This window comes from Candidatus Pelagibacter sp. HIMB1709 (genome assembly GCF_052047635.1).
Lineage (GTDB): Bacteria > Pseudomonadota > Alphaproteobacteria > Pelagibacterales > Pelagibacteraceae > Pelagibacter.
On record NZ_JBNAJW010000001.1, the window covers coordinates 833,203 to 855,640 of the forward strand.

The window sequence follows — 22,438 nt, forward strand, 5'->3', positions numbered from 1 at the left end:
AATTTAATTAATGGATAAAATTTCAGATCTCAAAGAAATTGTAATTACCACATTAGATCTTAACAAAGCTGAGGACATAGTAACTATTGATCTTAAAGATAAAAGTTCAATGGCAGATTATATGATAATAGCAAGCGGTACATCATCTAGACATATACAATCTTTATCTGAACAAGTGTTAGAAAAGCTTAAAGATAATGGAATTAAAGACTCTAAAATTGAGGGTAAAGAAAGTGGTGAATGGAAATTGGTAGACGGTATAGATCTAATCGTTCATATTTTTCATCCAGAGAAAAGAAAATTTTATGAATTAGAAAAAATCTGGTCAGAATTTATTCCTAAAGAAAAAGTAATGATATGAAGATAATTAAATATTACTCAATTATTTTTTTATCATTTTTTTATTTAAGTTCAGCAAACTCTTCTGAAGTAGATATTTACAAAAAGATAGATTTATTTGGCGAGGTTTTAGAAAAAATAAATAGAGAATATATTGATGAGATCAATCAATCTGAAAGCATGGACTCTGCTATCAATGGCTTACTTCAATCTTTAGACCCTTATTCCTCTTATATGTCTCCTGAAATTCTAGAGGAAATGCAAACTGAAACTAGCGGTGAATTTGGCGGCCTTGGAATTGAGGTAAGTATGGAAGCAGGAGTTGTTAAAGTTATTTCACCTATTGATGACACACCAGCGTCAAAAGCTGGATTAAAAGCTGGTGATTACATTGTGAAAATTAATGATACCCAAGTTCAAGGGAAATCTCTAAGTGAAGCTGTTGATTTAATGCGAGGCCCAGTAGGTTCAAGTATAGAATTAACAGTTAGACGAAGAGGAGAAAAAAAAGCACTAACATTTAATATCACTAGAGAGATAATTGAAATTCAATCAGTTAAGTCAGAATTATTAGAAGAAAATATTGGCTATATTAGATTAACTTCATTTAATGAAAACAGTAGTGATCAAATAGAAAAACAAATAAACAAATTAAAAAAAAATAAAAATCTTAATTCATTTATTTTGGATTTAAGAAATAATCCAGGTGGATTACTAAACCAAGCAATAAGAATATCTGATTTCTTTTTAGAAAATGGTGAAATTGTCTCCACTAAAAGTAGAAAAAAATCTGATAATAGAAAATGGTTTGCAAAAAAAGGAGACATAACTGACGGAAAAACATTATTAGTACTGATAAATTATGGATCAGCTTCAGCATCAGAAATTGTTGCAGGAGCTTTAAAAGACCACAAAAGAGCAATTATTGTAGGTGAAAACAGTTATGGTAAAGGTTCAGTTCAATCTATTATTCCTCTTAAAAATAGAGGCGCAATACGTTTAACTGTTGCAAAATATTATCTTCCATCTGGAAAATCTATATCAGAGGTTGGTGTACGTCCAGACATTGAAGTGAATGAAGAAGGTGATAATTTTAAAATAAGAACTGACACTGATAATCAACTAAATTACGCAATTAAGTTACTCAACGGCTAAAATGAAAATAGATTTACATAATCTTCCACTAAGAAGTGGAGTAGGAATTGTTGTGCTAAATAAAGATAATAAAGTTTTTGTTGCCAAAAGAATTGATAACCCAAAAAATTTTTGGCAGATGCCCCAAGGTGGAGTAGATGAAGGTGAAGATTTTCTAAAGGCAGCCTTTAGAGAGCTTGAAGAGGAAACTAGTATTAAAAATGTCGAATTAGTTAAAGAACTAGATGGAACTATAACTTATGAACTTCCAGATAGATTGCTTGGTTTAATTTGGAAGGGAAAGTATAGAGGTCAAAAACAAAAATGGTTTTTGATGAGATTTCTTGGAGAAGACAAGGAAATAAATATCAAAACTAAACACCCTGAATTTTTAGAATGGAAATGGGTGGAACTAGATGAAATTACGGACTTAGTAGTTGATTTTAAACTACACGTGTACCAAGAAGTTAAAGATAAAGTAAAAAAGATTCTTAATTAAGAGTTTTTAAAACTTCAATTTTTTGATCAACTAAATATTTAGCTTGATCATTAATATCTGACTTTCCTGACTCTTCTTCAGCTTTTTTCAGTAAATCCTGTTGAACAGATTTATCCATATCAGACAAATTATAAATTGAGCTAGTTAGAATAGATAAATTATTATTTTTAAACTCTACGATACCATCCTCAACATAATAATTTTCATCACCAGATTTTGAGCTTACTTTGATGATGCCTGGTTTTAAAAATGAGATAATTGAAATGTGATCCTTTAATATCCCCATTTCTCCTTCAAAAGCAGGTACTACTACTTCTGATACATCTTCTTTAACCAAAAAAGATTTTTCAGGATTTACTATCTCAATTTTAAATTCTTCGCTCATTAAGCTGCAGCTTCTTTTTCCATTTTTTGAGCTTTTTCAATAGCCTCTTCAATTGTACCAACCATGTAGAAAGCTGCTTCTGGCAGGTGATCATATTCACCTTTACAGATTGCATCAAATCCTTTGATTGTAGATTCAAGATCAACTAATTTTCCAGGTGAACCTGTAAATACTTCTGCGACAAAGAATGGTTGAGATAAAAATCTTTGAATTTTTCTCGCTCTTGCTACAACTAATTTATCTTCCTCAGATAATTCATCCATACCAAGAATAGCAATAATATCTTGAAGAGATTTATAAGATTGTAAAATTCTTTGAACATCTCTTGCTACTCTATAATGTTCATCACCTACAACTCTTGGATCTAAAATTCTTGATGTAGAATCTAATGGGTCTACCGCAGGATAAATACCAATCTCAGCTATCTGTCTTGAAAGTACAGTGGTTGCATCCAAGTGAGCAAATGATGTTGCTGGGGCAGGATCTGTTAAGTCATCAGCTGGAACATAAATTGCTTGAACAGAAGTAATTGATCCTTTGTTTGTGGTTGTAATTCTTTCTTGAAGGTTACCCATATCGGTTGCCAAAGTAGGTTGATAACCTACAGCTGATGGAATTCTTCCTAAAAGAGCTGATACCTCTGAACCTGCTTGTGTAAATCTAAATATGTTATCAACAAAGAATAAAACGTCCTGTCCTTCTTGATCTCTAAAATACTCAGCAACTGTTAATCCAGTAAGAGCAACCCTAGCTCTTGCTCCTGGAGGTTCGTTCATTTGTCCATAAACTAACGCTGCTTTAGAACCAGGACCATCTTTTTTTATAACACCAGAGTCCATCATTTCATGATAAAGATCGTTTCCTTCTCTAGTTCTTTCTCCAACACCTGCAAAAACCGAAAATCCGCCATGAGCTTTTGCAACGTTATTGATTAATTCCATAATTAAAACTGTTTTACCAACTCCTGCACCACCAAAAAGACCAATTTTTCCTCCTTTTGCATACGGTGCTAATAGATCAATTACTTTTATTCCTGTAACTAGAATTTCTGTTTCAGTTGATTGATCATTAAATTCTGGTGCAGCTCTATGGATGGGCCAACTTTCTTTTGTTTTAACCTCACCTCTTTCATCAATTGGTTCACCAATAACATTTATAATTCTGCCAAGAGTTTCAGGTCCAACAGGAACTTGGATAGGAGCATTTGTATTAACAACTTCGTCTCCTCTTTTTAATCCTTCAGTAGCATCCATTGCGATTGTTCTAACAGTAGATTCTCCTAAATGCTGAGCAACCTCTAAAACTAATCTATTGTCTCCATTTTTACACTCTAATGCTGTTAAAATTTCTGGTAATTCTCCCTCAAATTTTACGTCTACTACTGCTCCAATAACTTGTGTGATTATTCCTTTACTCATAATTATAAACTTTCCGCTCCTGATATGATTTCTATTAGTTCTTTAGTAATTGCTGCCTGACGACTTCTATTATACTCGATAGTAAGTTTGTCAACCATTTCACCTGCGTTTCGGGTTGCATTATCCATTGCGCTCATTCTGGATCCTTGCTCGCTAGCTGAATTCTCTAACATTGCCTTGAATATTTGGGTTGAAATATTTTTTGGCAACAAATTGCTTAAAATTTCATCTTCGTCTGGTTCAAATTCATAACTCTCCTCTGAACTATTTTCACTTTCTTCATTGTTCAAAGGTATTATTTGTTGAGCTTGAGGGATTTGAGTAATAACGTTTTTAAATTTATTATAAAATATTGTACACACATCAAACTCACCAGCTTCAAATTTTTCAATAATGATTTTTCCAACTTTATCTGCATCAAAATAATTAGCATTTTTTGATTCTTTAAAGGAAATGTTTTCAATTATTTTATCACCGTATGTTCTCTTTAATTGATCATTACCTTTGGAACCGACTGTGATTATTTTAAGTTCTTTATTTTCATCTAAAATTTTAGAAAAATAGTTCTTAGCTTTTTTGATAATATTAGAATTAAAACCACCACACAGACCTCTGTCAGATGTCATCACGACGCATAGATGAACTTTATCCTCTCCAGTACCAGCTAATAACTTAGGTGCATTTTCCTTATCTGAAATTCCACTAGATAAGTTTAAGATTACATTGTTCATTTTTTCTGAATAAGGCCTTCCCTTTTCAGCACTTTCTTGTGCTTTTCTTAATTTTGCAGCTGCAACCATTTTCATAGCCTTAGTGATCTTTTGTGTAGATTTTACACTCGCTATTCTCTTTTTTAGGTCGTCTAAACTTGCCATATCAAATTAAGATTTAAGGGTTTCTTTTAATTGAGTAATCAATTCAACCAATAACTTTTCTTTATCCTCTTCAAGTTTTCCTGAACTTTGTATTGACTCAATAATCTCAGGTTTTTCTGATTTACATTTCTCAATGATTTTACTTTCAAAACCTGCAACATCTTTTAAATCGATATCATCAAGATATCCTTTAACACCACAGAAAACCGAAATTACTTGTTCAGCAACTGTCATTGGAGAATATTGCTTTTGTTTTAGAAGCTCAGTTAATTTTGAGCCTCTATTCAATAACTGTTGAGTAGAAGCATCTAAATCTGAACCAAATTGAGCAAATGCTGCCATTTCTCTATATTGGGCAAGTTCAAGTTTCATAGATCCTGAAACTTTTTTCATCGCTTTAGTTTGTGCAGATGAACCTACCCTTGAAACGGACAAACCAACGTTAATTGCAGGTCTTATTCCTTGGTTAAATAATTCAGTTTCTAAGAAGATCTGACCATCCGTAATTGAAATCACGTTTGTTGGAATAAATGCAGATACATCTCCACCTTGAGTTTCAATAATTGGAAGTGCTGTTAAAGATCCTCCACCATGTTCATCACTCAATTTCGCAGCTCTTTCTAATAATCTACTATGTAAATAGAACACATCTCCTGGATAAGCCTCACGTCCTGGAGGTCTTCTAAGTAAAAGTGACATTTGTCTGTAAGCAACTGCTTGTTTTGATAAATCATCGTAAATAATCAACGCGTGCATTCCATTATCTCTGAAATATTCACCCATAGCACAACCAGTATATGGAGCTAAAAACTGAAGTGGTGCTGAGTCTGATGCTGTTGCTGCAACAATTGTTGTATATTCCATTGCGCCAGCTTCTTCTAAAGTTTTTTGAATTTGTCTAACAGTTGATCTTTTCTGACCTACAGCAACATAAATACAATATAATTTTTGTTTTTCGTCACCTGATTCATTGATCTTTTTTTGGTTTATGATCGCATCAACTGCAACAGCAGTTTTTCCTGTTTGTCTATCACCAATGATCAGTTCCCTTTGTCCTCTTCCGATTGGAACCAAACTATCAATTGATTTTAAACCTGTTTGCATTGGTTCATTAACTGATTGTCTAGGAATAATTCCAGGAGCCTTAACCTCTACTCTGCTCTTTTGTACATTTTTATCTAATGCACCTTTACCGTCAATTGGATTTCCCAAACCATCAACTACTCTACCTAGTAATTCTTTTCCAACTGGCGTATCAACAATTTTTCCAGTTCTTTTTACAACATCACCTTCTTTAACATTTCTGTCATCACCAAAAATTACAACACCAACATTTTCGCTCTCTAAGTTTAGGGCCATACCTTTAGAGCCATCAGAAAATTCAACCATCTCTCCTGCCTGAACATTGTCAAGACCGTAAATTCTAGCGATACCATCACCAACTGATAAAACTTGACCTACTTCAGTAACCTCTGCTTTATCTCCAAAATTTTTTATTTGTTCTTTTAATATCTTTGTAACTTCTGAAGGATTTATTTCCATTTATGCCTCTATCATTCTATTTTCGATTTGTTGTAATTTGCTTTTAATTGAGGTGTCAACCATAGTACTCCCTACCTGCACTACTAAACCTCCTATTAAACTTTCGTCATGTTTGTAGTTTAATTTTATTTTTGAACTAAAGTTTTTAGTTAATTCTTGTGTAATTTTTGAAATTTCTTCATCAGATAATTGTTTAGCAGATCTTAATTCAGCTTTTAGCTCTCCTCTTTTTTCTGAACAGATCTCGATAAAACTTTTAAGAATTCTTTCTACAAAAAAGAATCTTCTCTTTTCAATTAAAAAACTTAAGAAAGTTTTTAACAATTGATCAAATTTATAATTTTCTGAGATTGTATTAACTACTTTTAATAAATCATCTTGGCTGGTAGTTGGATCTTTTATTAAATTTGAGAAATCTTGGCTTTGTTCTAGCAATTTTAGAACTGAGAGTGACTGATCTTCTATTTGAGATGTAACATTGCTTTCAGTAGATAATTCATAAAGCGCAAGTGAATACCTTTCTGCTGAAGTAATTGAAAATCCTGTGTCTTTGCTCAACTTGATACCTCTAAAATGTTGAAGATTATTTAAAAATCACGCTCTAATTAACATATGACCTTTACCTCTTCAAGTGACTGATTGACGAAAAAGTCCTCTTTTTTTAGGCCTAATTGAAGTTAATTGGATCAACATCAACTAAAAGTTTTATTCCTTTAGAAAATTTGTATTTTGGAACTGATTTTGCAATAGCAGTTTGTAGTTTCATGGATTTTGAGCCTCTGATTAAAAATCTGACCCTAAATTTTCTCTTCAATCTAAATATAGGAGCATCTACTGGACCCAATATTTTTCCCTCAATTTTATTTTCTAAATAATTTTTAAAATCATAAGCCTCTTTTTCTAATTTTTTTTGATTTTCTCCAGTCATGATCAAGGAAATAAATCTTTGATAAGGTGGAAGTTTATTTTTTTTTCTAATTTCTAATTCTCTTTTTAAAAATATATCAGGATTTTTATTTGTAATTTCTAAGATCATATTCTTATTATTGTTATAAGTTTGAAAATATACTGTTGCAGGTTTTCCTGTTCTTCCAGCTCGTCCTGATAACTGATGATATAGTTGCAAATTTTTTTCTGCACCTCTTAAATCATTCCCGTTCGCTGATAAATCAATATCAACAACAACAATACAATTTAAACTTGGAAAATGGAAACCTTTAGAAATTAATTGTGTACCAACTAATATCTCAGTTTGATTGTTTATAATTCTTTCTAATTTATTTGATGAGTCTTTTTTATTCATTGTATCACTCGAAAAAATTTCAACTTCCTTATTAGGAAATTTTTTTTTAACTTCCTCAGATATTCTCTCTACACCAGGTCCACTAAATACAAAATTACATTCACCCTCTTTTGAACAATCTCTTTTTAAATCAGTTTTAAAACCACAATAATGACATAATAAATTATTTTTATTCTTATGGTAAACAAGATTGATAGTACAATTTGGACAAGAATAACTTGTTAAACAATTTTTACACAAGGCATGAGGTGAAAAACCTCTTCTATTTAAAAAAAATAAAACCTGATCTTTTCTCTCAAGGTGAAAATTTACTTTTTCAACTATTTTATCTGATAACCACGATTTTTTTTCAAGTTTGGTTTTGTTAAGGTCTATAATTTCATAATTTGGTAATGAAGCATTTTTATATCTCTCAGTAAGTCTTGATAAAGAATATTTACCTTTTTGAATATTTTCAAAAGTTTCAATTGATGGAACAGCTGTAACTAAATTAACTGGTATATTTTCAAATGAGGCTCTAGAGATTGCCATATCTCGTGCATTATAAGTTACACCTTCATCTTGTTTAAAAGATTGATCATGCTCTTCATCTACAATTATCATACCTAGATTTCTAAATGGTAAAAATAATGATGATCTTGCCCCTATAATTACTTTAACCTCTCCATTTGATATTCCACTCCAAATTAATTCTTTTTTTTTTTTTGAAACTCCTGAGTGCCACACTGCTGCGTTAAAACCAAAATATTCAAAAAATTTTTTTTCAAATTGACCCGTCAAACCTATCTCAGGTAACAAAATTAAGCCCTGATAACCCTGTTTTATAAGGTTTTTTAAAGCTTCAAAATATACAAGAGTTTTACCTGATCCTGTTGTTCCTTGTAACACGTGCACTCTAAAATTTTGGTTACTGCTTACCATTTCTTCATGAGCTTTTATTTGATCTTTAGTTAATTTTAGAGACGTATTTTTGATTTCACTTTTAAAATTATTATAAGAACTTAACTCTTTATTTTCTATCGCATGACTACTTAACAAAATAAGCTTTAGAGCCATTCCTTTTGGAATAATATTGTACTCTGAAAACCAATTTAAAAATTTAATCGTATTTTTTTTTAGAGGAGTCACATCTAACTTCCTCAAAACTTTTTTTATTTTAAATGTTTTATTGCTATTTTTTTCAAATTCATCCCATACAACACCAGTAATTTTTGATTTACCAAAAGGAACTTCTACGTAGTCACCTAATTTAAGATCAATACTACTTTCATAAGTAAATGGATGATCAAAAATATTAGGTAAAAGAATCGGAAATTTCATATTTTTATAATATGAAAAAAAATTAAGAGTGTATTGCTCTTTTATCTACTGATAATGCAGCTTCTTTAACTGCTTCTGAAAAAGTTGGGTGTGCATGACATGTTCTTGCTATATCCTCTGAACTTGCACCAAATTCCATAGCCACACCTATTTCAGCGATTAACTCTCCTGCATGAGGACCTATAATATGAGCTCCTAATACTTTGTCTGTTTGCTCATCTGCTAATAGCTTTACAAATCCCTCTGCATCATCAATTGCTTTAGCTCTAGAATTTGCCATAAATGAAAATTTACCAACTTTATACTTTTGATTAAGTTCTTTTAATTGTTCTTCTGTTTTTCCTATAGATGCAACTTCTGGAGTAGTGTACACAACACCAGGAATTGTATCATAATTCACATGTCCTGATTGTCCTGCAATATTTTCGGCAACTGCAATTCCTTCATCTTCAGCTTTATGAGCAAGCATTGGTCCTACTATTACATCGCCAATAGCAAAAATATTTTCGACATTTGTTTTAAAAGTTTTATCAGTTTTTATTCTTTTTCTTTCATCTAAATCAATTCCTACTGCATCTAAATTTAATCCATCAGTATTTGGCTTTCTTCCAACAGAAATTAACACCACATCACATTCAAAATTGTTTTTATTGCCATCTTTATCTACTGTTGAAACAACTGCTCCGTTTTTATTTTTCTTAATTGTTTCAACTTTGTTTTGCATATTAAATTTAATGCCTTGTTTTTTTAAAATTTTCATAAACTCAGATGAAATTTCTTTATCCATTCCAGGTGTAATATGATCTAAAAATTCTACGACCTGAACTTCTGAACCTAATCTTGACCAAACTGAACCCATCTCTAAACCAATGTAGCCACCTCCAACTACAACCATTTTATTTGGTACTTTTTCTAATTTTAAAGCCCCTGTAGAGGAAACAATTACTTTTTCATCAATATCAATTCCAGGTAATGAAACTGGCACAGATCCAGTTGCTATAACTGTTTTTTCTGTCTCGATAATTGTCTCATTATTCTTGTCATCTTTAATTGAGATCTGATTTTTTGATTTAAAGCTTCCATGACCTTTGAAATAAGTAACTTTGTTTTTTTTTAAAAGAAATTCAACACCTTTGGTCAATATTGTTACTGCTTTATCTTTACTTTTCATCATCTTTTCAAGGTTAAGTTTCACCTCGCCTATCTCGATGCCCTTATTTGATAAATTTTTTACTTTGTGAAATTCTTCAGAAAGATTTAATAAACTTTTTGAGGGTATACAGCCAACATTTAAGCAAGTTCCACCTAACGAACCTCTCGATTCTATACATGCTGTTTTTAAACCTAATTGTGCAAGTCTAATTGCACAAACATAACCACCAGGACCTCCTCCAATAACTACAGCTTGAAATTTTTCTGACATTTATATATCCAAAAACAATCTTCTAGGATCTTCTAGATTTTCTTTAATCATTTTTAAAAAAGAAACAGATTCTTTGCCATCAATAATTCTGTGATCATATGAAAGAGCTAAATACATAATAGGTCTTATTTTTATTTCACCATCTACTACCACAGGTCTTTCAACAATATTATGCATACCTAGAACACCTGATTGTGGTAAATTTAAAATTGGAGTCGATAACATTGAACCATATACTCCACCATTACTAATAGTAAATGTTCCACCTTGCAGATCTTCTATTGTTAATTTTCCATCTCTAGCTTTTTCAGAAATATCTTTGATATTTTTTTCAATATCTGCAAACGAAAGTTCGTCTGCATTTCTCAAAACTGGAACTACCAATCCTTTATCTGTACCAACTGCAAAACTTATGTTGTAATAATTTTTATATATTATTTCATCACCATCAATCTCAGCATTAACTGCAGGGAAATGTTTTAATGCAACCACACAAGCTTTAACGAAAAAAGACATAAAACCTAATTTAATTCCATATCTTGATTGAAAATCTTGTTGATTTTCTTTTCTCATCTCCATGATAGTAGACATATCAACTTCATTAAAAGTAGTTAATAGAGCAGCATTTTCTTGCGCTTGTTTAAGTCTTTTGGCAATAGTTTGTCTCAATCTGGTCATTTTAATTCTTTCTTCTTGACCATATTGAATTTTTCTCTCTGAAGGTTTTGGATTTGCTCCCATTAAACTAATGAGATCACCTTTTAATACTCTTCCATCTTTTCCTGAACCTTGAACTGAAGCAATATCTATATTGTTTTCAGCTACAATTTTTCTAACAGCTGGTGATAAAGTTTCATTTCTTATCTCCTCAACAACAGGCTTATTTTCTACCACTTCTTCAGTTAGTATTAATGGCTCAAGTTTCTTCTGTTCTGTTTTTGGTTCTTCAAATACTTTGGGTTCTTTTTTGTTGGTATCTAATTTAATTACATTTGTTTCTCTAGTTTCTTCAGCTAACTTTTTTGGCTCATCTTTCTTTTTTGGAGGAACAACTTTATTTCCATTTTCTGATACAGAGCCTAGTAACGCACCAACTTCAACAACTGATCCATCTGCTGAATTAATTTCTGTTAAAACACCAGATGTGGGTGATGGCACTTCTAAATTTACTTTATCAGTTTCAAGTTCAACAACTGGCTCATCAGCTTCTACCCTATCACCAGCCTTTTTTAACCATTTTGCTACGGTTGCTTCTGTTATACTTTCACCAAGAACTGGGACTACAATTTTTTCGCTCATTTTAATTTATTCGAATACCTTATTTATTATTTCTTGTTGCTGAGAATTATGCCTTTTTGCATATCCAGTTGCTGGAGTTGCATCAGGGCTTCTTCCTATATAAGAAATTTTATTATATTTAGCCTTTAAAGTATCTAATGTCCATTGAATATAATCTCTAACTGAAAACCAAGCACCCATATTTTTAGGTTCTTCTTGACACCAATAAAATTCTGCATTTTCTGCATAAGGTTTAAGTTCATTTACTAAAGCTTTTGCTGGAAAAGGATAAAGTTGTTCTATCCTAAACATAATAACATCATCTCTTTTTAATTTTTCTCTTGCATCTAGCAAGTCAAAATAAACTTTTCCTGAACACAAAATAACTTTTTTAATCTCTGAGCTTTGTTTAAGTTTAATAAATCCTTTTGATTTTGGATCAATCGCATGATCCCATAAAACTCTATGAAATGTATTTTCTTTATTAAAATCTTCTAAATTAGAAACACAATATTTGTTTCTAAGTAAAGATTTTGGCGTCATTATTATCAATGGTTTTCTAAAATCTCTGTGCATTTGACGTCTTAAAGCATGATAATAATTTGCTGGAGTCGTGCAATTCATGACTTGCATATTATCATTTGAACATAACTGTAAAAATCTCTCTAATCTAGCTGACGAGTGTTCGGGACCTTGTCCTTCGTATCCATGAGGTAACAACATTACAATCCCTGAAGCTCTATTCCACTTTCTCTCACCAGATGCTATAAACTGGTCAATTACTACTTGTGCTCCGTTAGCAAAGTCTCCAAACTGTGCTTCCCAAATTGTAAGAGTGTTTGGTTCAACTAAACTATATCCATATTCAAATCCTAAAACTGCGAGCTCAGATAAAAAACTATCAACAACTTCGAATTGTTTTTGATCTTTTGAAATATTATTTAAAGGAATATATCTAGAGTTATCAACTTGATTTCTTAAAACCGAATGTCTTTGGCTAAAAGTTCCTCTACCAGAGTCTTGTCCAACCAATCTTACTGGATATCCTTCAACCAACAACGAACCAAAAGCAAGTGCTTCAGCTGATGACCAATCAATTCCAGTCCCTTTTTCAACTGACTCTTTTCTAACATTAAGAATTTTAGAAATAGTTTTATGAATATTTTTTTCAACTGGTACTGAATTAATTTTTTCTGAAATTAATTTTAAATTATCTTCATCGAAACCTGAAACTCCTCTTTTATCTTTACCTTTCTCAGGTTTGTATCTAGACCATGTTCCCTCAAACCATTCTATTTTAGGATTATAATCTTTTGCACTTTTATACTGATCATCCAATAAATCCTTAAATGATTTAACATTTTGATCTAATAATTCCTTAGTAATTGTATTTTCACTAACTAGTTTACTTCCATAAATCTTATAAACACTTGGGTGAGCTTTTATCTTCTGATACATCAATGGCTGAGTGAATGATGGCTCATCTCCCTCATTATGACCAAATCTTCTGTAGCAAATTAAATCTACAACAACATCTCTATTAAACTTTAATCTGAACTCTGTTGCGATTCTAGTCGCATAAACAACTGCTTCTGGGTCATCTCCATTGACATGCAAAATTGGTGCCTCAACCATTTTAGCAACATCAGATGGATAAGGTGATGATCTTGCAAACCTAGGACTTGTTGTAAAACCAATTTGATTATTAACAATTATATGAATGGTTCCACCAGTATTATGTCCTGGAAGACCCGACATAGCAAAACATTCTGCAACTACTCCTTGACCAGCGAATGCTGCATCCCCGTGTATTAATATTGGGATAACTTTATTTCTCTCTTTGTCTTTATGAAAAAATTGTTTTGCTCTAGTTTGACCAAGAACCACAGGGTTTACTGCTTCAAGGTGAGAAGGATTATCCGTAAGACTAACATGAACAGAATTACCATCAAATTGCCTGTCAGAAGATGCTCCGAGATGATATTTTACATCTCCAGCACTATCTTCAGATTCATCACTAAATTCTCCAGCAAATTCATTAAATATTCTTTTATAAGATTTTTGTAATACATTAGCTAAAACATTTAATCGGCCTCTATGAGACATTCCAATTTTAACTTCTTTAATTTGTTTTTGACCACCAATTTTAATTATTTGTTCAAGTGCAGGTATTAAACTTTCTCCACCATCTAAACCAAATCTTTTAGTCCCAACATATTTTTTTGCTAAAAATTTCTCAAAACCCTCTGCTTGCACTAATTTATTTAATATCGCTTCTTTTCCATTTTTTGTAAATTGAAGTGCATTTTCGTCTTGTTCAATCCTATCTCTAAACCACATTCTCTCTTCTGGATTTGAAATATGCATAAACTCATAACCTATTTTTCCACAATAGGTTTTTTTCATAAACTTTAAAATTTCTCTAATACTTGCATACTTTTTATTTATTACTCCATTTAGAAAAATTTTTTTATCGTATTGTTCTTTTTTAAAACCATAAAACTCCGGGTGAAGCTCATCTAAATATTCAGACTCTCTCATTCCTAAAGGATCAAGATCAGCTAATAAGTGCCCTCTTAACCTATATGCTCTAATTAAAGCAACAGCGCTTATTGAATCTTTGTTTGAGTCTGAAAGTAATTGAAAATTAAACTTTTCAGAGGTGTCTATTTTTTCATTATTTAGGCTGTTATTTTCATCTTCTTCTATTTTTTTTTGCAGCTCATCAATATTTACTTTAGTTTTCTCTGGACTCCATGATGGTCCATTTATTTCATTGGCAATCACTTTTAACTCATCGCCAATTCCCTCGAAATAATTTAACCAACTTTCTGGAAGATCTTTATCTTTATTGATAAATTTTAAGTACATTTGTTCAATGAATGCACTATTTGATTTATGCAAAAACGAGCTTTTTTCGAAGTCGAGATTTTTTGATGATGACATCTTTTATTTATTTAATATATCTCTCTAAAAATATTTTTTCAATTAGACAGTTTATCAAATAAAGTTTTGCCAATTATTGATGGAGATTTTGCAACAGTAATTCCACATTCTTCCATTTTTTTTATTTTATCTTCAGCACCACCTTTACCTCCAGAAATAATTGCACCTGCATGGCCCATTCTTCTCCCTGGTGGCGCAGTTATTCCTGCTATAAATCCAACTGTTGGTTTTTTAATCTTATGGTTTTTCAGAAATTCTGCCGCTTCTTCTTCTGCAGAACCACCGATTTCTCCAATCATTAAAATTGATTGTGTTTCATCATCATTTAAAAATAAATCTAAACAATCAATGAAATTTGTGCCATTTATTGGATCTCCTCCAATTCCGATGCACGTTGATTGTCCTAATCCATTTTCAGTTGTTTGAGCAACTGCTTCGTAAGTTAAAGTTCCAGATCTAGATACTATTCCAACTGAACCTCTTTTATGAATATTACCAGGCATAATTCCAATTTTACATTCATTAGGAGTTATAATTCCTGGACAATTTGGACCTATAAGTCTGCTATTAGAGCCATGTAATTTTTTTCTAACCTTAAGCATATCTTGAATTGGAATACCTTCAGTAATGCAAACAATTAATTCAACTGAAGCATCAATAGCTTCTATAATTGCTGCTGCAGCAAATTTTGCAGGCACATAAATCATAGTGGCATCTGCCCCAACTGCATCTTTGGCTTCGGCTACAGAATTAAATACGGGTCTATCTAAATGCTTTTGACCTCCCTTTTTAGGAGTGACACCTCCTACTAAATTTGTTCCATATTTTATTGCTTGCTCAGAATGGAAAGTTCCATGTGCACCTGTAAAACCCTGACAAATTACTTTAGTTTCTTTATTAACTAAAACTGACATTTATTGAATAGCCTCAACAATTTTTTTAGCAGCATCATCTAAGTTCTCTGCTGAAATTAATTTTAAACCTGAATTATCTAAAATTTCTTTTCCCTCTTTAAAATTTGTCCCTGCAAGACGAACCACTAAAGGTACACTAATATTAATTTCTTTTGCAGCATCCACTACTCCTTGTGCAAGTACATCACACCTCATTATTCCACCGAAAATATTTATTAAAATTCCCTTAACATTTTTGTCTGAAAGAATAATTTTAAATGCTGCAGAAACTTTTTCTTTTGAAGCTCCACCTCCAACATCTAAGAAATTAGCTGGCTCTTTGCCATATAGTTTAATGATATCCATAGTTGCCATTGCTAATCCAGCACCATTAACCATACATCCAATACTTCCATCAAGTTTGATATAAGCTAGATCATGTTTGCTCGCTTCAATCTCAGTAGGATCTTCTTCATTTAGATCTCTTAATTCTAGAATCTCAGGGTGTCTAAATAATGCGTTAGAGTCGAAATTAACTTTTGCATCTAAACAAACAATCTTTCCCTCTTTTGTTAAAATTAAAGGATTTACCTCAACCATATTTGCATCTGTACTAATAAACATTTTATAAATTGATTTTATTAATGAAATCGCTTGCTCTTTTGCATCACTGTTTAAATCAAAAATTTTAATTACTGCCTCACAATCTGCATCTGATATTTCTTCAGCTATATCAACTTTAGTTGTAATAATCTTTTCTGGATTTGAGCTTGCTACTTCTTCAATATCCATTCCACCTTGATCACTCGAAATAAATGCAATCTTTGAACTCGCTCTATCAACCAAACATGATAAATAAAATTCTTTTTCTATATTTGAAGATTCTTCCACATATAATCGCTTAACTTCTCTTCCTTCTGGTCCAGTTTGATGAGTTATCAGTTTTTTTCCAAGCAACTCATTCGCCGAATTTTTTAATTCCTCAAGGGTATTTAGAATTTTAACTCCTCCGGCTTTACCTCTGCCACCAGCGTGAATTTGAGCCTTTAAAACATATTTTTCAGTTTTTAAATTTTTTGCTTTTTCAATCAAGTCATCAACATTTGTTGAAAAAACTCCTGCTGGAACTATTGCTCCATATTTCTTCAAAATTTCTTTTGCTTGATGCTCGTGAATGTTCATTATTATTTTGAAAGATCTGGATCTATTTTAGAAGCAGCTTCCCAAAGAGCTTTAACAGCATCAATAGAGTGCATGAACTCTTTATTTTCTTTTTCATCTAAATCCACTATTTCAATTTTCTCAACTCCATCTTTGCCAATTACAACTGGTACTCCTGCATAAACATTTTCTACTCCATACTCTCCATTTAATTGTACTGCACAGGGTAGTAATTTTTTTTCATCTTTTAAATATGATTCAGCCATTTGAACTCCTGATGCTGCAGGTGCATAAAAAGCAGAACCTTTTTCTAAATACTTAACGATTTCTGCTCCACCGTCTCTAGTTCTTTGATTAATTTCTTCAACTCTCTCTTGAGAAATTTTTCCCTCTTTCACAAGATCCAATAAAGGTTTGCCAGATACTTTTGTAAATCTTGGCATTGGAACCATGGTATCTCCATGACCACCCATAACCATTGCTTCAATCTCTCTCACAGGCACACCAAACTCTAAGGATAAAAATAGTTTAAATCTTGAGCTATCTAAAATTCCTGCCATGCCAACAACTTTATTTGCAGGCAAACCTGAAAACTTTTGAAACGCCATAACCATTACGTCTAAAGGGTTAGTGATACAAATTACAAAGGCATTCGGAGCGTTTTCTTTTACTCCTTGAGCTACTTGTTTAATAATTTTTAAATTTATGCCGAGAAGATCATCTCTACTCATTCCTGGCTTTCTAGGAACTCCTGCAGTAATTATAATAACATCAGAATCTTTAATATCTTTATAATCGTCTGTACCTGATAATTTTACATTAAATCCATCAACTGATGATGATTGAGCTATATCTAAAGCCTTTCCTTTAGCTATTCCACTTGCAACATCAAATAAAACAACTTCATCAACAAGCTCCTTTATTCCAATTAAATGTGCTAGTGTTCCACCAATTTGACCTGCACCAATCAAAGAAATTTTTTTTTTCATGAATGAATTTATCTTTTATTGATAATTAACAATTATTCAACAGCTATTTAAACCAATCTACTTTTCTTGTGTAAGTTTGGAACAGATCGTCATGTCACTCGCAATATATGACCCTTTAAAATATGATTTATTTTCTTTCCAATTTTTTTTGCCATCTGTTGTGTAATTATTGAACAAATTTTCTCTAATTTCTTCTGCTTTTTTTTGAGCGTCTTCTAACTTTTGTTCTTTTTCAATCACCATAAGTTCAACAGATTTAAATAAAAGATTATTTGAAATTTCAATAAATTTCTTAGAACTCACTGCATCTGTTTTTAAAATAATCCCTGATGCATATGCATATACTGCACTGCATCTATTTAATAAATAAATTTGAGTTTCTCCATTTTCAATATCATTCTTATCTAAATATTTTTGCAAAGATAAATCTGTTTCAGCTTTAACAAAATTAGTAAAAAAAAATATATTAGAAATTAAAATTAAATATTTTATTTTTTTTATTAAGTTTAATATTTTAATTTTATGGACCATAAGCTGCTTTTGGTAACCAAGTAACTATCTCTGGAAAATTAAAAACTATTATGACAGCAATAACCTGAAGAATAACAAATGGAATTATGCCTCTGTATATATTTGTTATAGTAATACCTTGGGGCGCAACACCTTTCATGTAAAAAAGAGCAAAACCAACTGGTGGTGTAATAAATGATGTTTGCAAAACTACCGCAAACATAACTATAAACCAAACCATATCGACTCCTAAATTCATCATTACAGGTGCTAAAAAAGGCAAAATAATTAATGTAATTTCAATCCAATCTAAAAAAAATCCTAATATAAATGCAACTATCAAAACAAAAATCACAACCCCATTTGTTCCAAATGGTAGCGCATTTAAAGCCCCTTCAATTAATTCATCTCCACCTAAGCCTCTCAAAACTAAAGCAAACATTGTTGCTCCAACAAATAGAGCAAAAATATAGGCTGTGGTATGTGTTGTTTTTCTTATTACATGCTTTAAATCAGAAAACGACAATCTTCCTCTTATAATCGCTAGTAATGATGCTCCTAAAGCTCCAACTCCTGATGCTTCTGTTGGAGTTGCAATACCCATAAATATACTTCCTAATACAGCAAAAATTAATAATGCTGGTGGAATGATAGACTTCAATACTCTAAAAATTATAATCATGTTTACTGGTTCTGCATCTTTTGGTAGTGGGGCTGCCTTCGGTTTTAAGTAAGCATAAACAAAAATATAAATAGTATATAATAATCCCAATAAAAGACCGGGAAATACTGCTCCCATGAATAAATCTCCCACTGAAATTCTTACTTGATCTCCCATTATTACTAACATGATGCTTGGGGGGATAAGAATTCCCAAAGTACCTGTTGCACAAACAACACCGCAGGCTAAGTCTGGATTATAATTATTTTTAAGCATCAAAGGTATGCCTAATATTGTTAGTAATACTACCGCTGCACCAATAATGCCTGTAGAAGCAGCTAACAAAACTCCAATAAATACAATTGAAATTGCAAGACCACCTCTCGTTTTTCCAAATAATTTTGATAAATCTGTCATAAGATCTTCTGCTATTCCAGATTTGTCCATCATAATGCCCATGAAAATAAACATAGGAAGTGCAACCAAAACCCAATTAGCCATTACTCCATATAGCCTATAAACAACCATTGAGGCAAAGCCCCAATCAACACCATAAAAAGTGTCAAATAGACTATCTGATAGCATTGAGATGATTATGAAAATTACACCTAATCCACCCATTGTCCATGCAACAGGAAATCCATAAAAAATTAAAGTTATAAAACTAAAAAAAAGAGCTATTGCTAAAAAATATTCTGTTACAAGTTCAATCATTTTTTAGTTTCCAGTCCATATCTTAATGTAGCGATTACTCTTGTAATTCTAGAAAGACCAGAAATTAATAATAGAAAAAAACTGATTACTAAAAATCCTTTTACAAACCATCTAGCTGGTAAACCATTAGCTGATGTTGATCTTTCGTTTGTATTCCATGATAATTCAAAAAAAGGAACTGCATAATAAAGTACTAAAATTACAAAAGGTAAAAACAAAATTAAAATACCAAATAATTCAAACCATAATTTTTTTCTATAGTTCAATCTTTCGCTTAAAACATCTACTCTAACATGAGAGTCAACTATATATGTTGAGGATAAACCAATTAACCAACCAATACAGTATAAATGCCATTGCAGTTCTTCCAATTCAATCATGCCATTTTTAAATACATATCTCAAAACCACATTGAGAATAATTACGGCAACTAAAATTACCCAAAGCCAATTAAAAACTTCCCCTATATTTAATACAAATTTATCTACTGCTTTAGTTATAGGTAAATGTCTAAGTTGAAGTTTTTTATCAAGCACACTTTCTACTTTGGAAAAATTTTTAGACATATTTTTTTTTAAAAGCAAAAGCGATCGGTTTACTCAACCGATCGCTTTTTTTATTATATTAAACTTTTTAAGTTTAAAATACTAAAAGTTTCGAGGTAAATATCCCCACTTTTGCCAAACATCGTACTCTTTCATAAATGCTTGTTGAGATTCCCACACTTTTTTAAAATCAGCATCTTTGGCAGATTGTTCATCCATAACCTTAGCACTAACTTTTTGTAGTTCTCTCAAAACGCTATCAGGCAATCTAGCAGCGGTCACCCCTTTAGAAGGAAAAGTTCCTATTTGTTTTCCTTGTAAAAATTCACCAGTAGTAATTGCTCTCATTGCCGCTGCTGTACAAGCCATCTCAAATAATGCTTGGTCAGCTGCCCCCATTTTCTTCCATAAATCTAGATTTATCATGAAATGAGTTGAGGTTGATACTTGGTGCCAACCTGGAAACAAGTTATACTTAGTAATTTTATGAAATCCTAAAACTTCATCAATAGCAGGCATAGAATATTCAGTTGCATCTAAAGTTCCTTTTTCTAGAGCTGCAAATATTTCTCCACCAGCCATTAACGTTGCAGAAGCTCCAATTTCATTTAAGACCATTCCACCTAAACCAGAAAAACGAATTTTTAGGCCTTTTAAGTCATCCAAACTTGTGATTGGATTCCTATACCAACCTGCAGTTTCAGGTCCAATTGTACTACACAATAATACTTGAATATTTTGTTTATTGTATATTTCATTTGCTAACTTGGCACCTTCACCTTCAAACCACCATGCTGCGTATTCCCAAGGTTCCATTCCAAATGGAACAGCAGCAAATAAAACTGCAGCTGGAATTCTACCTTGATCATATGCCATATAGTTATAAGCTGCTGGCAAATCTCCTTTACTTATTGAAGGTGAGATTTCTAATGGTGGAAGTATTTTTCCAGGCTCATAAACTTTTAATTTAATTCTACCATCAGTAGCTCTATCCAATGTATCCGATAAACGTGCAACAGGATCTCCCAATGCAGGCCAACCAGTGTTAAAAGTAGATTGTACTTTCCATCTAATTTTTTCGGCTGCAATTACTTGCTGTAATGAAAAAGTTACAAGTAAAGTAAATACAGTAAAAAAACCTAAAGATGTCTTTATTATTTTTTTCATTTTACCCCTCGTTGTTTAAGAGTTGAGTTTAAGTTTGAAGAACATTCCCAACTCATTTAAAATGCCCTCCAGGCCTTTCTATAAAGATCAATCATTTCATTTATAGTAGGCACTTTTGGATTGAGGTTTGGCGCACCTGAAATCTTTGCATCTGTCGCCATATTTTCTAACTCTTCCTCAAATTTTTTTTCATTAATTCCAAATTCCTGCATAGACGGAACATCAAAATCTTTATTAATTTTATAAAGTCCTTTAATTAATTTTTGACATGCAACATCATCATTATCCTCTATATTTGCAAAATTTCCGGCTCTACTACAATCAGCATATCTATTTTTTGCATGATCTATTGAGAATTCTGTAATAGTTGGTAACAACATTGCATTACTCAATCCATGAGGAACTTTGAAATTGCTCCCTAAAGGTCTACTCATTCCATGTACCAAACAAATAGAAGCATTAGAAAAAGCTAAACCACCCAATGTTGCTGCTAACATCAAACCTTCTCTTGCTTTTACATTTTTTGGATTTTCATCAACTTCATAAATATTTTGTTGAACCAGTCTAATAGTGTCCAGTGCCATCCTGTCAGAAAATAAAGTGGCCTTTTTACTTACATATGCTTCTATTCCATGAGTTAATGTGTCAATAGCACTATCAATTGTTAATCTTCTTGGTTTAGATAATGTTAGCTCAAAATCAATAATTGAAACAACAGGAACAAAACCTTCCCCTCTACAAGAAATTTTTTCATTATTATTACTTTTTGTGTCAATTATTACTGAATGATGAGTTACTTCAGATCCAGTTCCTGCGGTTGTAGGTATTGCAATTATTGGTAAACCTTTTTTATCGAAAGTTGACGGAGGTTTGTAGTCTTGAATTTTTTTACTATGCTGAGAAAGTACGGCTATTGCTTTAGCTGTATCTATTGGGCTTCCTCCACCAAATCCTATAACAGCATCATTTTTGTTTTTCTCTAAAAAATCTATTCCATTTAAAACCACAGTGTCTGTAGGGTCGGGGATTGTTTCATCAAAAATATTTGATTTTAATCCTGAATTTGAAAGTATTCCTTGAAGTTTTTTTACATATCCAAACTCAACCATTTGTTTATCTGTTACAATTAATACTGATTTTATTGGACCAATGATTCTTAAAATTTCTGGTAATTCATTTAAGCTGCCTTTGCCAATTTGCATATACCTTGGCACGCATACTCGTACATTATCTCTTTTAATCAAAATTTGCTTTCTTCAATTTTCATTTTTTTGATTTCATTTTAAGCTTAATTGAAATTAAGAGTCAATTCTTAAATGATAATATTTTTCTCATT

General features: G+C 31.7%; 20 protein-coding genes. 3 read left to right on the forward strand and 17 right to left on the reverse strand.

Annotated elements, in window-relative coordinates:
• Positions 1 to 10: 10 nt before the first annotated feature.
• From rsfS to ACTTAR_RS04555, 3 genes are read left to right on the forward strand one after another with little or no spacing between them, the layout of a single operon-like run.
• A complete protein-coding gene (gene rsfS / locus ACTTAR_RS04545; protein WP_075506496.1) occupies positions 11 to 361 on the forward strand; it encodes a ribosome silencing factor in 351 nt (116 codons plus the stop codon).
• Positions 358 to 1,494: a S41 family peptidase gene (locus tag ACTTAR_RS04550; protein WP_440697825.1), complete on the forward strand. Its 1,137-nt coding sequence runs from the start codon at positions 358 to 360 to the stop codon at positions 1,492 to 1,494. The genes rsfS and ACTTAR_RS04550 overlap by 4 nt, the downstream gene beginning before the upstream one ends.
• A 1-nt stretch (position 1,495) precedes the next feature.
• Entirely contained in the window at positions 1,496 to 1,972 is a 477-nt protein-coding gene (locus ACTTAR_RS04555; RefSeq protein ID WP_440697826.1) for an RNA pyrophosphohydrolase, read from the forward strand.
• Here the strand turns inward: ACTTAR_RS04555 and atpC are convergent.
• The 17 genes from atpC to ACTTAR_RS04640 form a co-directional block, all read right to left on the reverse strand.
• On the reverse strand, positions 1,965 to 2,357 hold the full coding sequence (gene atpC, locus ACTTAR_RS04560) for an ATP synthase F1 subunit epsilon (protein ID WP_440681534.1): 393 nt from the start codon (positions 2,355 to 2,357) through the stop codon (positions 1,965 to 1,967). The two genes, ACTTAR_RS04555 and atpC, sit on opposite strands and share 8 nt — an antisense overlap.
• Entirely contained in the window at positions 2,357 to 3,775 is a 1,419-nt protein-coding gene (gene atpD / locus ACTTAR_RS04565) for a F0F1 ATP synthase subunit beta (protein WP_440681533.1), read from the reverse strand. Before atpD ends, atpC begins: the two co-directional genes overlap by 1 nt.
• Before the next feature lie 2 nt (positions 3,776 to 3,777).
• Positions 3,778 to 4,650 carry a F0F1 ATP synthase subunit gamma gene (locus ACTTAR_RS04570; protein ID WP_440697827.1) on the reverse strand — a complete coding sequence of 291 codons (873 nt, stop codon included), beginning with the start codon at positions 4,648 to 4,650 and terminating at the stop codon, positions 3,778 to 3,780.
• Between the two features lie 6 nt (positions 4,651 to 4,656).
• Positions 4,657 to 6,192 (reverse strand): F0F1 ATP synthase subunit alpha, encoded by a 1,536-nt coding sequence (atpA, locus tag ACTTAR_RS04575; protein ID WP_440697828.1) that lies wholly within the window; start codon positions 6,190 to 6,192, stop codon positions 4,657 to 4,659.
• Positions 6,193 to 6,750 carry an ATP synthase F1 subunit delta gene (gene atpH, locus ACTTAR_RS04580; RefSeq protein ID WP_440697829.1) on the reverse strand — a complete coding sequence of 186 codons (558 nt, stop codon included), beginning with the start codon at positions 6,748 to 6,750 and terminating at the stop codon, positions 6,193 to 6,195.
• A 109-nt stretch (positions 6,751 to 6,859) separates the two neighbouring features.
• Entirely contained in the window at positions 6,860 to 8,815 is a 1,956-nt protein-coding gene (gene priA, locus ACTTAR_RS04585) for a replication restart helicase PriA (protein ID WP_440697830.1), read from the reverse strand.
• Between the two features lie 22 nt (positions 8,816 to 8,837).
• Positions 8,838 to 10,238, reverse strand: a complete 1,401-nt coding sequence (gene lpdA / locus ACTTAR_RS04590; RefSeq protein WP_440697831.1) for a dihydrolipoyl dehydrogenase — start codon at positions 10,236 to 10,238, stop codon at positions 8,838 to 8,840.
• Positions 10,239 to 11,537 (reverse strand): 2-oxoglutarate dehydrogenase complex dihydrolipoyllysine-residue succinyltransferase, encoded by a 1,299-nt coding sequence (odhB, locus tag ACTTAR_RS04595; protein ID WP_440697832.1) that lies wholly within the window; start codon positions 11,535 to 11,537, stop codon positions 10,239 to 10,241.
• Positions 11,538 to 11,543: 6 nt separating this feature from the next.
• Complete coding sequence (locus tag ACTTAR_RS04600; RefSeq protein ID WP_440697833.1) at positions 11,544 to 14,462, reverse strand: 2-oxoglutarate dehydrogenase E1 component; 2,919 nt, start codon at positions 14,460 to 14,462, stop codon at positions 11,544 to 11,546.
• A 38-nt stretch (positions 14,463 to 14,500) separates the two neighbouring features.
• Complete coding sequence (gene sucD / locus ACTTAR_RS04605) at positions 14,501 to 15,376, reverse strand: succinate--CoA ligase subunit alpha (protein ID WP_440697834.1); 876 nt, start codon at positions 15,374 to 15,376, stop codon at positions 14,501 to 14,503.
• Positions 15,377 to 16,537, reverse strand: coding sequence for an ADP-forming succinate--CoA ligase subunit beta (gene sucC / locus ACTTAR_RS04610; protein WP_440697835.1), 1,161 nt, complete (start codon positions 16,535 to 16,537; stop codon positions 15,377 to 15,379).
• Positions 16,538 to 16,539: 2 nt separating this feature from the next.
• Complete coding sequence (mdh, locus tag ACTTAR_RS04615; RefSeq protein WP_440697836.1) at positions 16,540 to 17,505, reverse strand: malate dehydrogenase; 966 nt, start codon at positions 17,503 to 17,505, stop codon at positions 16,540 to 16,542.
• 57 nt (positions 17,506 to 17,562) lie between these two features.
• Complete coding sequence (locus ACTTAR_RS04620; protein ID WP_440697837.1) at positions 17,563 to 18,036, reverse strand: hypothetical protein; 474 nt, start codon at positions 18,034 to 18,036, stop codon at positions 17,563 to 17,565.
• Positions 18,026 to 19,390 carry a TRAP transporter large permease gene (locus ACTTAR_RS04625; RefSeq protein ID WP_440697838.1) on the reverse strand — a complete coding sequence of 455 codons (1,365 nt, stop codon included), beginning with the start codon at positions 19,388 to 19,390 and terminating at the stop codon, positions 18,026 to 18,028. The genes ACTTAR_RS04620 and ACTTAR_RS04625 overlap by 11 nt, the downstream gene beginning before the upstream one ends.
• Positions 19,387 to 19,956 (reverse strand): TRAP transporter small permease subunit, encoded by a 570-nt coding sequence (locus ACTTAR_RS04630; RefSeq protein WP_440697839.1) that lies wholly within the window; start codon positions 19,954 to 19,956, stop codon positions 19,387 to 19,389. Before ACTTAR_RS04630 ends, ACTTAR_RS04625 begins: the two co-directional genes overlap by 4 nt.
• Positions 19,957 to 20,037: 81 nt before the next feature.
• Complete coding sequence (locus ACTTAR_RS04635) at positions 20,038 to 21,102, reverse strand: TRAP transporter substrate-binding protein (protein WP_440697840.1); 1,065 nt, start codon at positions 21,100 to 21,102, stop codon at positions 20,038 to 20,040.
• A 56-nt stretch (positions 21,103 to 21,158) separates the two neighbouring features.
• A complete protein-coding gene (locus ACTTAR_RS04640; protein WP_440698024.1) occupies positions 21,159 to 22,304 on the reverse strand; it encodes an iron-containing alcohol dehydrogenase in 1,146 nt (381 codons plus the stop codon).
• Positions 22,305 to 22,438: the final 134 nt, after the last annotated feature.

Bases quoted from the DNA above. Each gene is read 5' to 3' on its own strand.
- rsfS (WP_075506496.1), top strand. From the start codon at position 11: ATGGATAAAATTTCAGATCTCAAAGAAATTGTAATTACCACATTAGAT.
- ACTTAR_RS04550 (WP_440697825.1), top strand. From the start codon at position 358: ATGAAGATAATTAAATATTACTCAATTATTTTTTTATCATTTTTTTAT.
- ACTTAR_RS04555 (WP_440697826.1), top strand. From the start codon at position 1,496: ATGAAAATAGATTTACATAATCTTCCACTAAGAAGTGGAGTAGGAATT.
- atpC (WP_440681534.1), bottom strand. From the start codon at position 2,357: ATGAGCGAAGAATTTAAAATTGAGATAGTAAATCCTGAAAAATCTTTT.
- atpD (WP_440681533.1), bottom strand. From the start codon at position 3,775: ATGAGTAAAGGAATAATCACACAAGTTATTGGAGCAGTAGTAGACGTA.
- ACTTAR_RS04570 (WP_440697827.1), bottom strand. From the start codon at position 4,650: ATGGCAAGTTTAGACGACCTAAAAAAGAGAATAGCGAGTGTAAAATCT.
- atpA (WP_440697828.1), bottom strand. From the start codon at position 6,192: ATGGAAATAAATCCTTCAGAAGTTACAAAGATATTAAAAGAACAAATA.
- priA (WP_440697830.1), bottom strand. From the start codon at position 8,815: ATGAAATTTCCGATTCTTTTACCTAATATTTTTGATCATCCATTTACT.
- lpdA (WP_440697831.1), bottom strand. From the start codon at position 10,238: ATGTCAGAAAAATTTCAAGCTGTAGTTATTGGAGGAGGTCCTGGTGGT.
- odhB (WP_440697832.1), bottom strand. From the start codon at position 11,537: ATGAGCGAAAAAATTGTAGTCCCAGTTCTTGGTGAAAGTATAACAGAA.
- ACTTAR_RS04600 (WP_440697833.1), bottom strand. From the start codon at position 14,462: ATGTCATCATCAAAAAATCTCGACTTCGAAAAAAGCTCGTTTTTGCAT.
- sucD (WP_440697834.1), bottom strand. From the start codon at position 15,376: ATGTCAGTTTTAGTTAATAAAGAAACTAAAGTAATTTGTCAGGGTTTT.
- sucC (WP_440697835.1), bottom strand. From the start codon at position 16,537: ATGAACATTCACGAGCATCAAGCAAAAGAAATTTTGAAGAAATATGGA.
- mdh (WP_440697836.1), bottom strand. From the start codon at position 17,505: ATGAAAAAAAAAATTTCTTTGATTGGTGCAGGTCAAATTGGTGGAACA.
- ACTTAR_RS04620 (WP_440697837.1), bottom strand. From the start codon at position 18,036: ATGGTCCATAAAATTAAAATATTAAACTTAATAAAAAAAATAAAATAT.
- ACTTAR_RS04625 (WP_440697838.1), bottom strand. From the start codon at position 19,390: ATGATTGAACTTGTAACAGAATATTTTTTAGCAATAGCTCTTTTTTTT.
- ACTTAR_RS04630 (WP_440697839.1), bottom strand. From the start codon at position 19,956: ATGTCTAAAAATTTTTCCAAAGTAGAAAGTGTGCTTGATAAAAAACTT.
- ACTTAR_RS04635 (WP_440697840.1), bottom strand. From the start codon at position 21,102: ATGAAAAAAATAATAAAGACATCTTTAGGTTTTTTTACTGTATTTACT.
- ACTTAR_RS04640 (WP_440698024.1), bottom strand. From the start codon at position 22,304: ATGCAAATTGGCAAAGGCAGCTTAAATGAATTACCAGAAATTTTAAGA.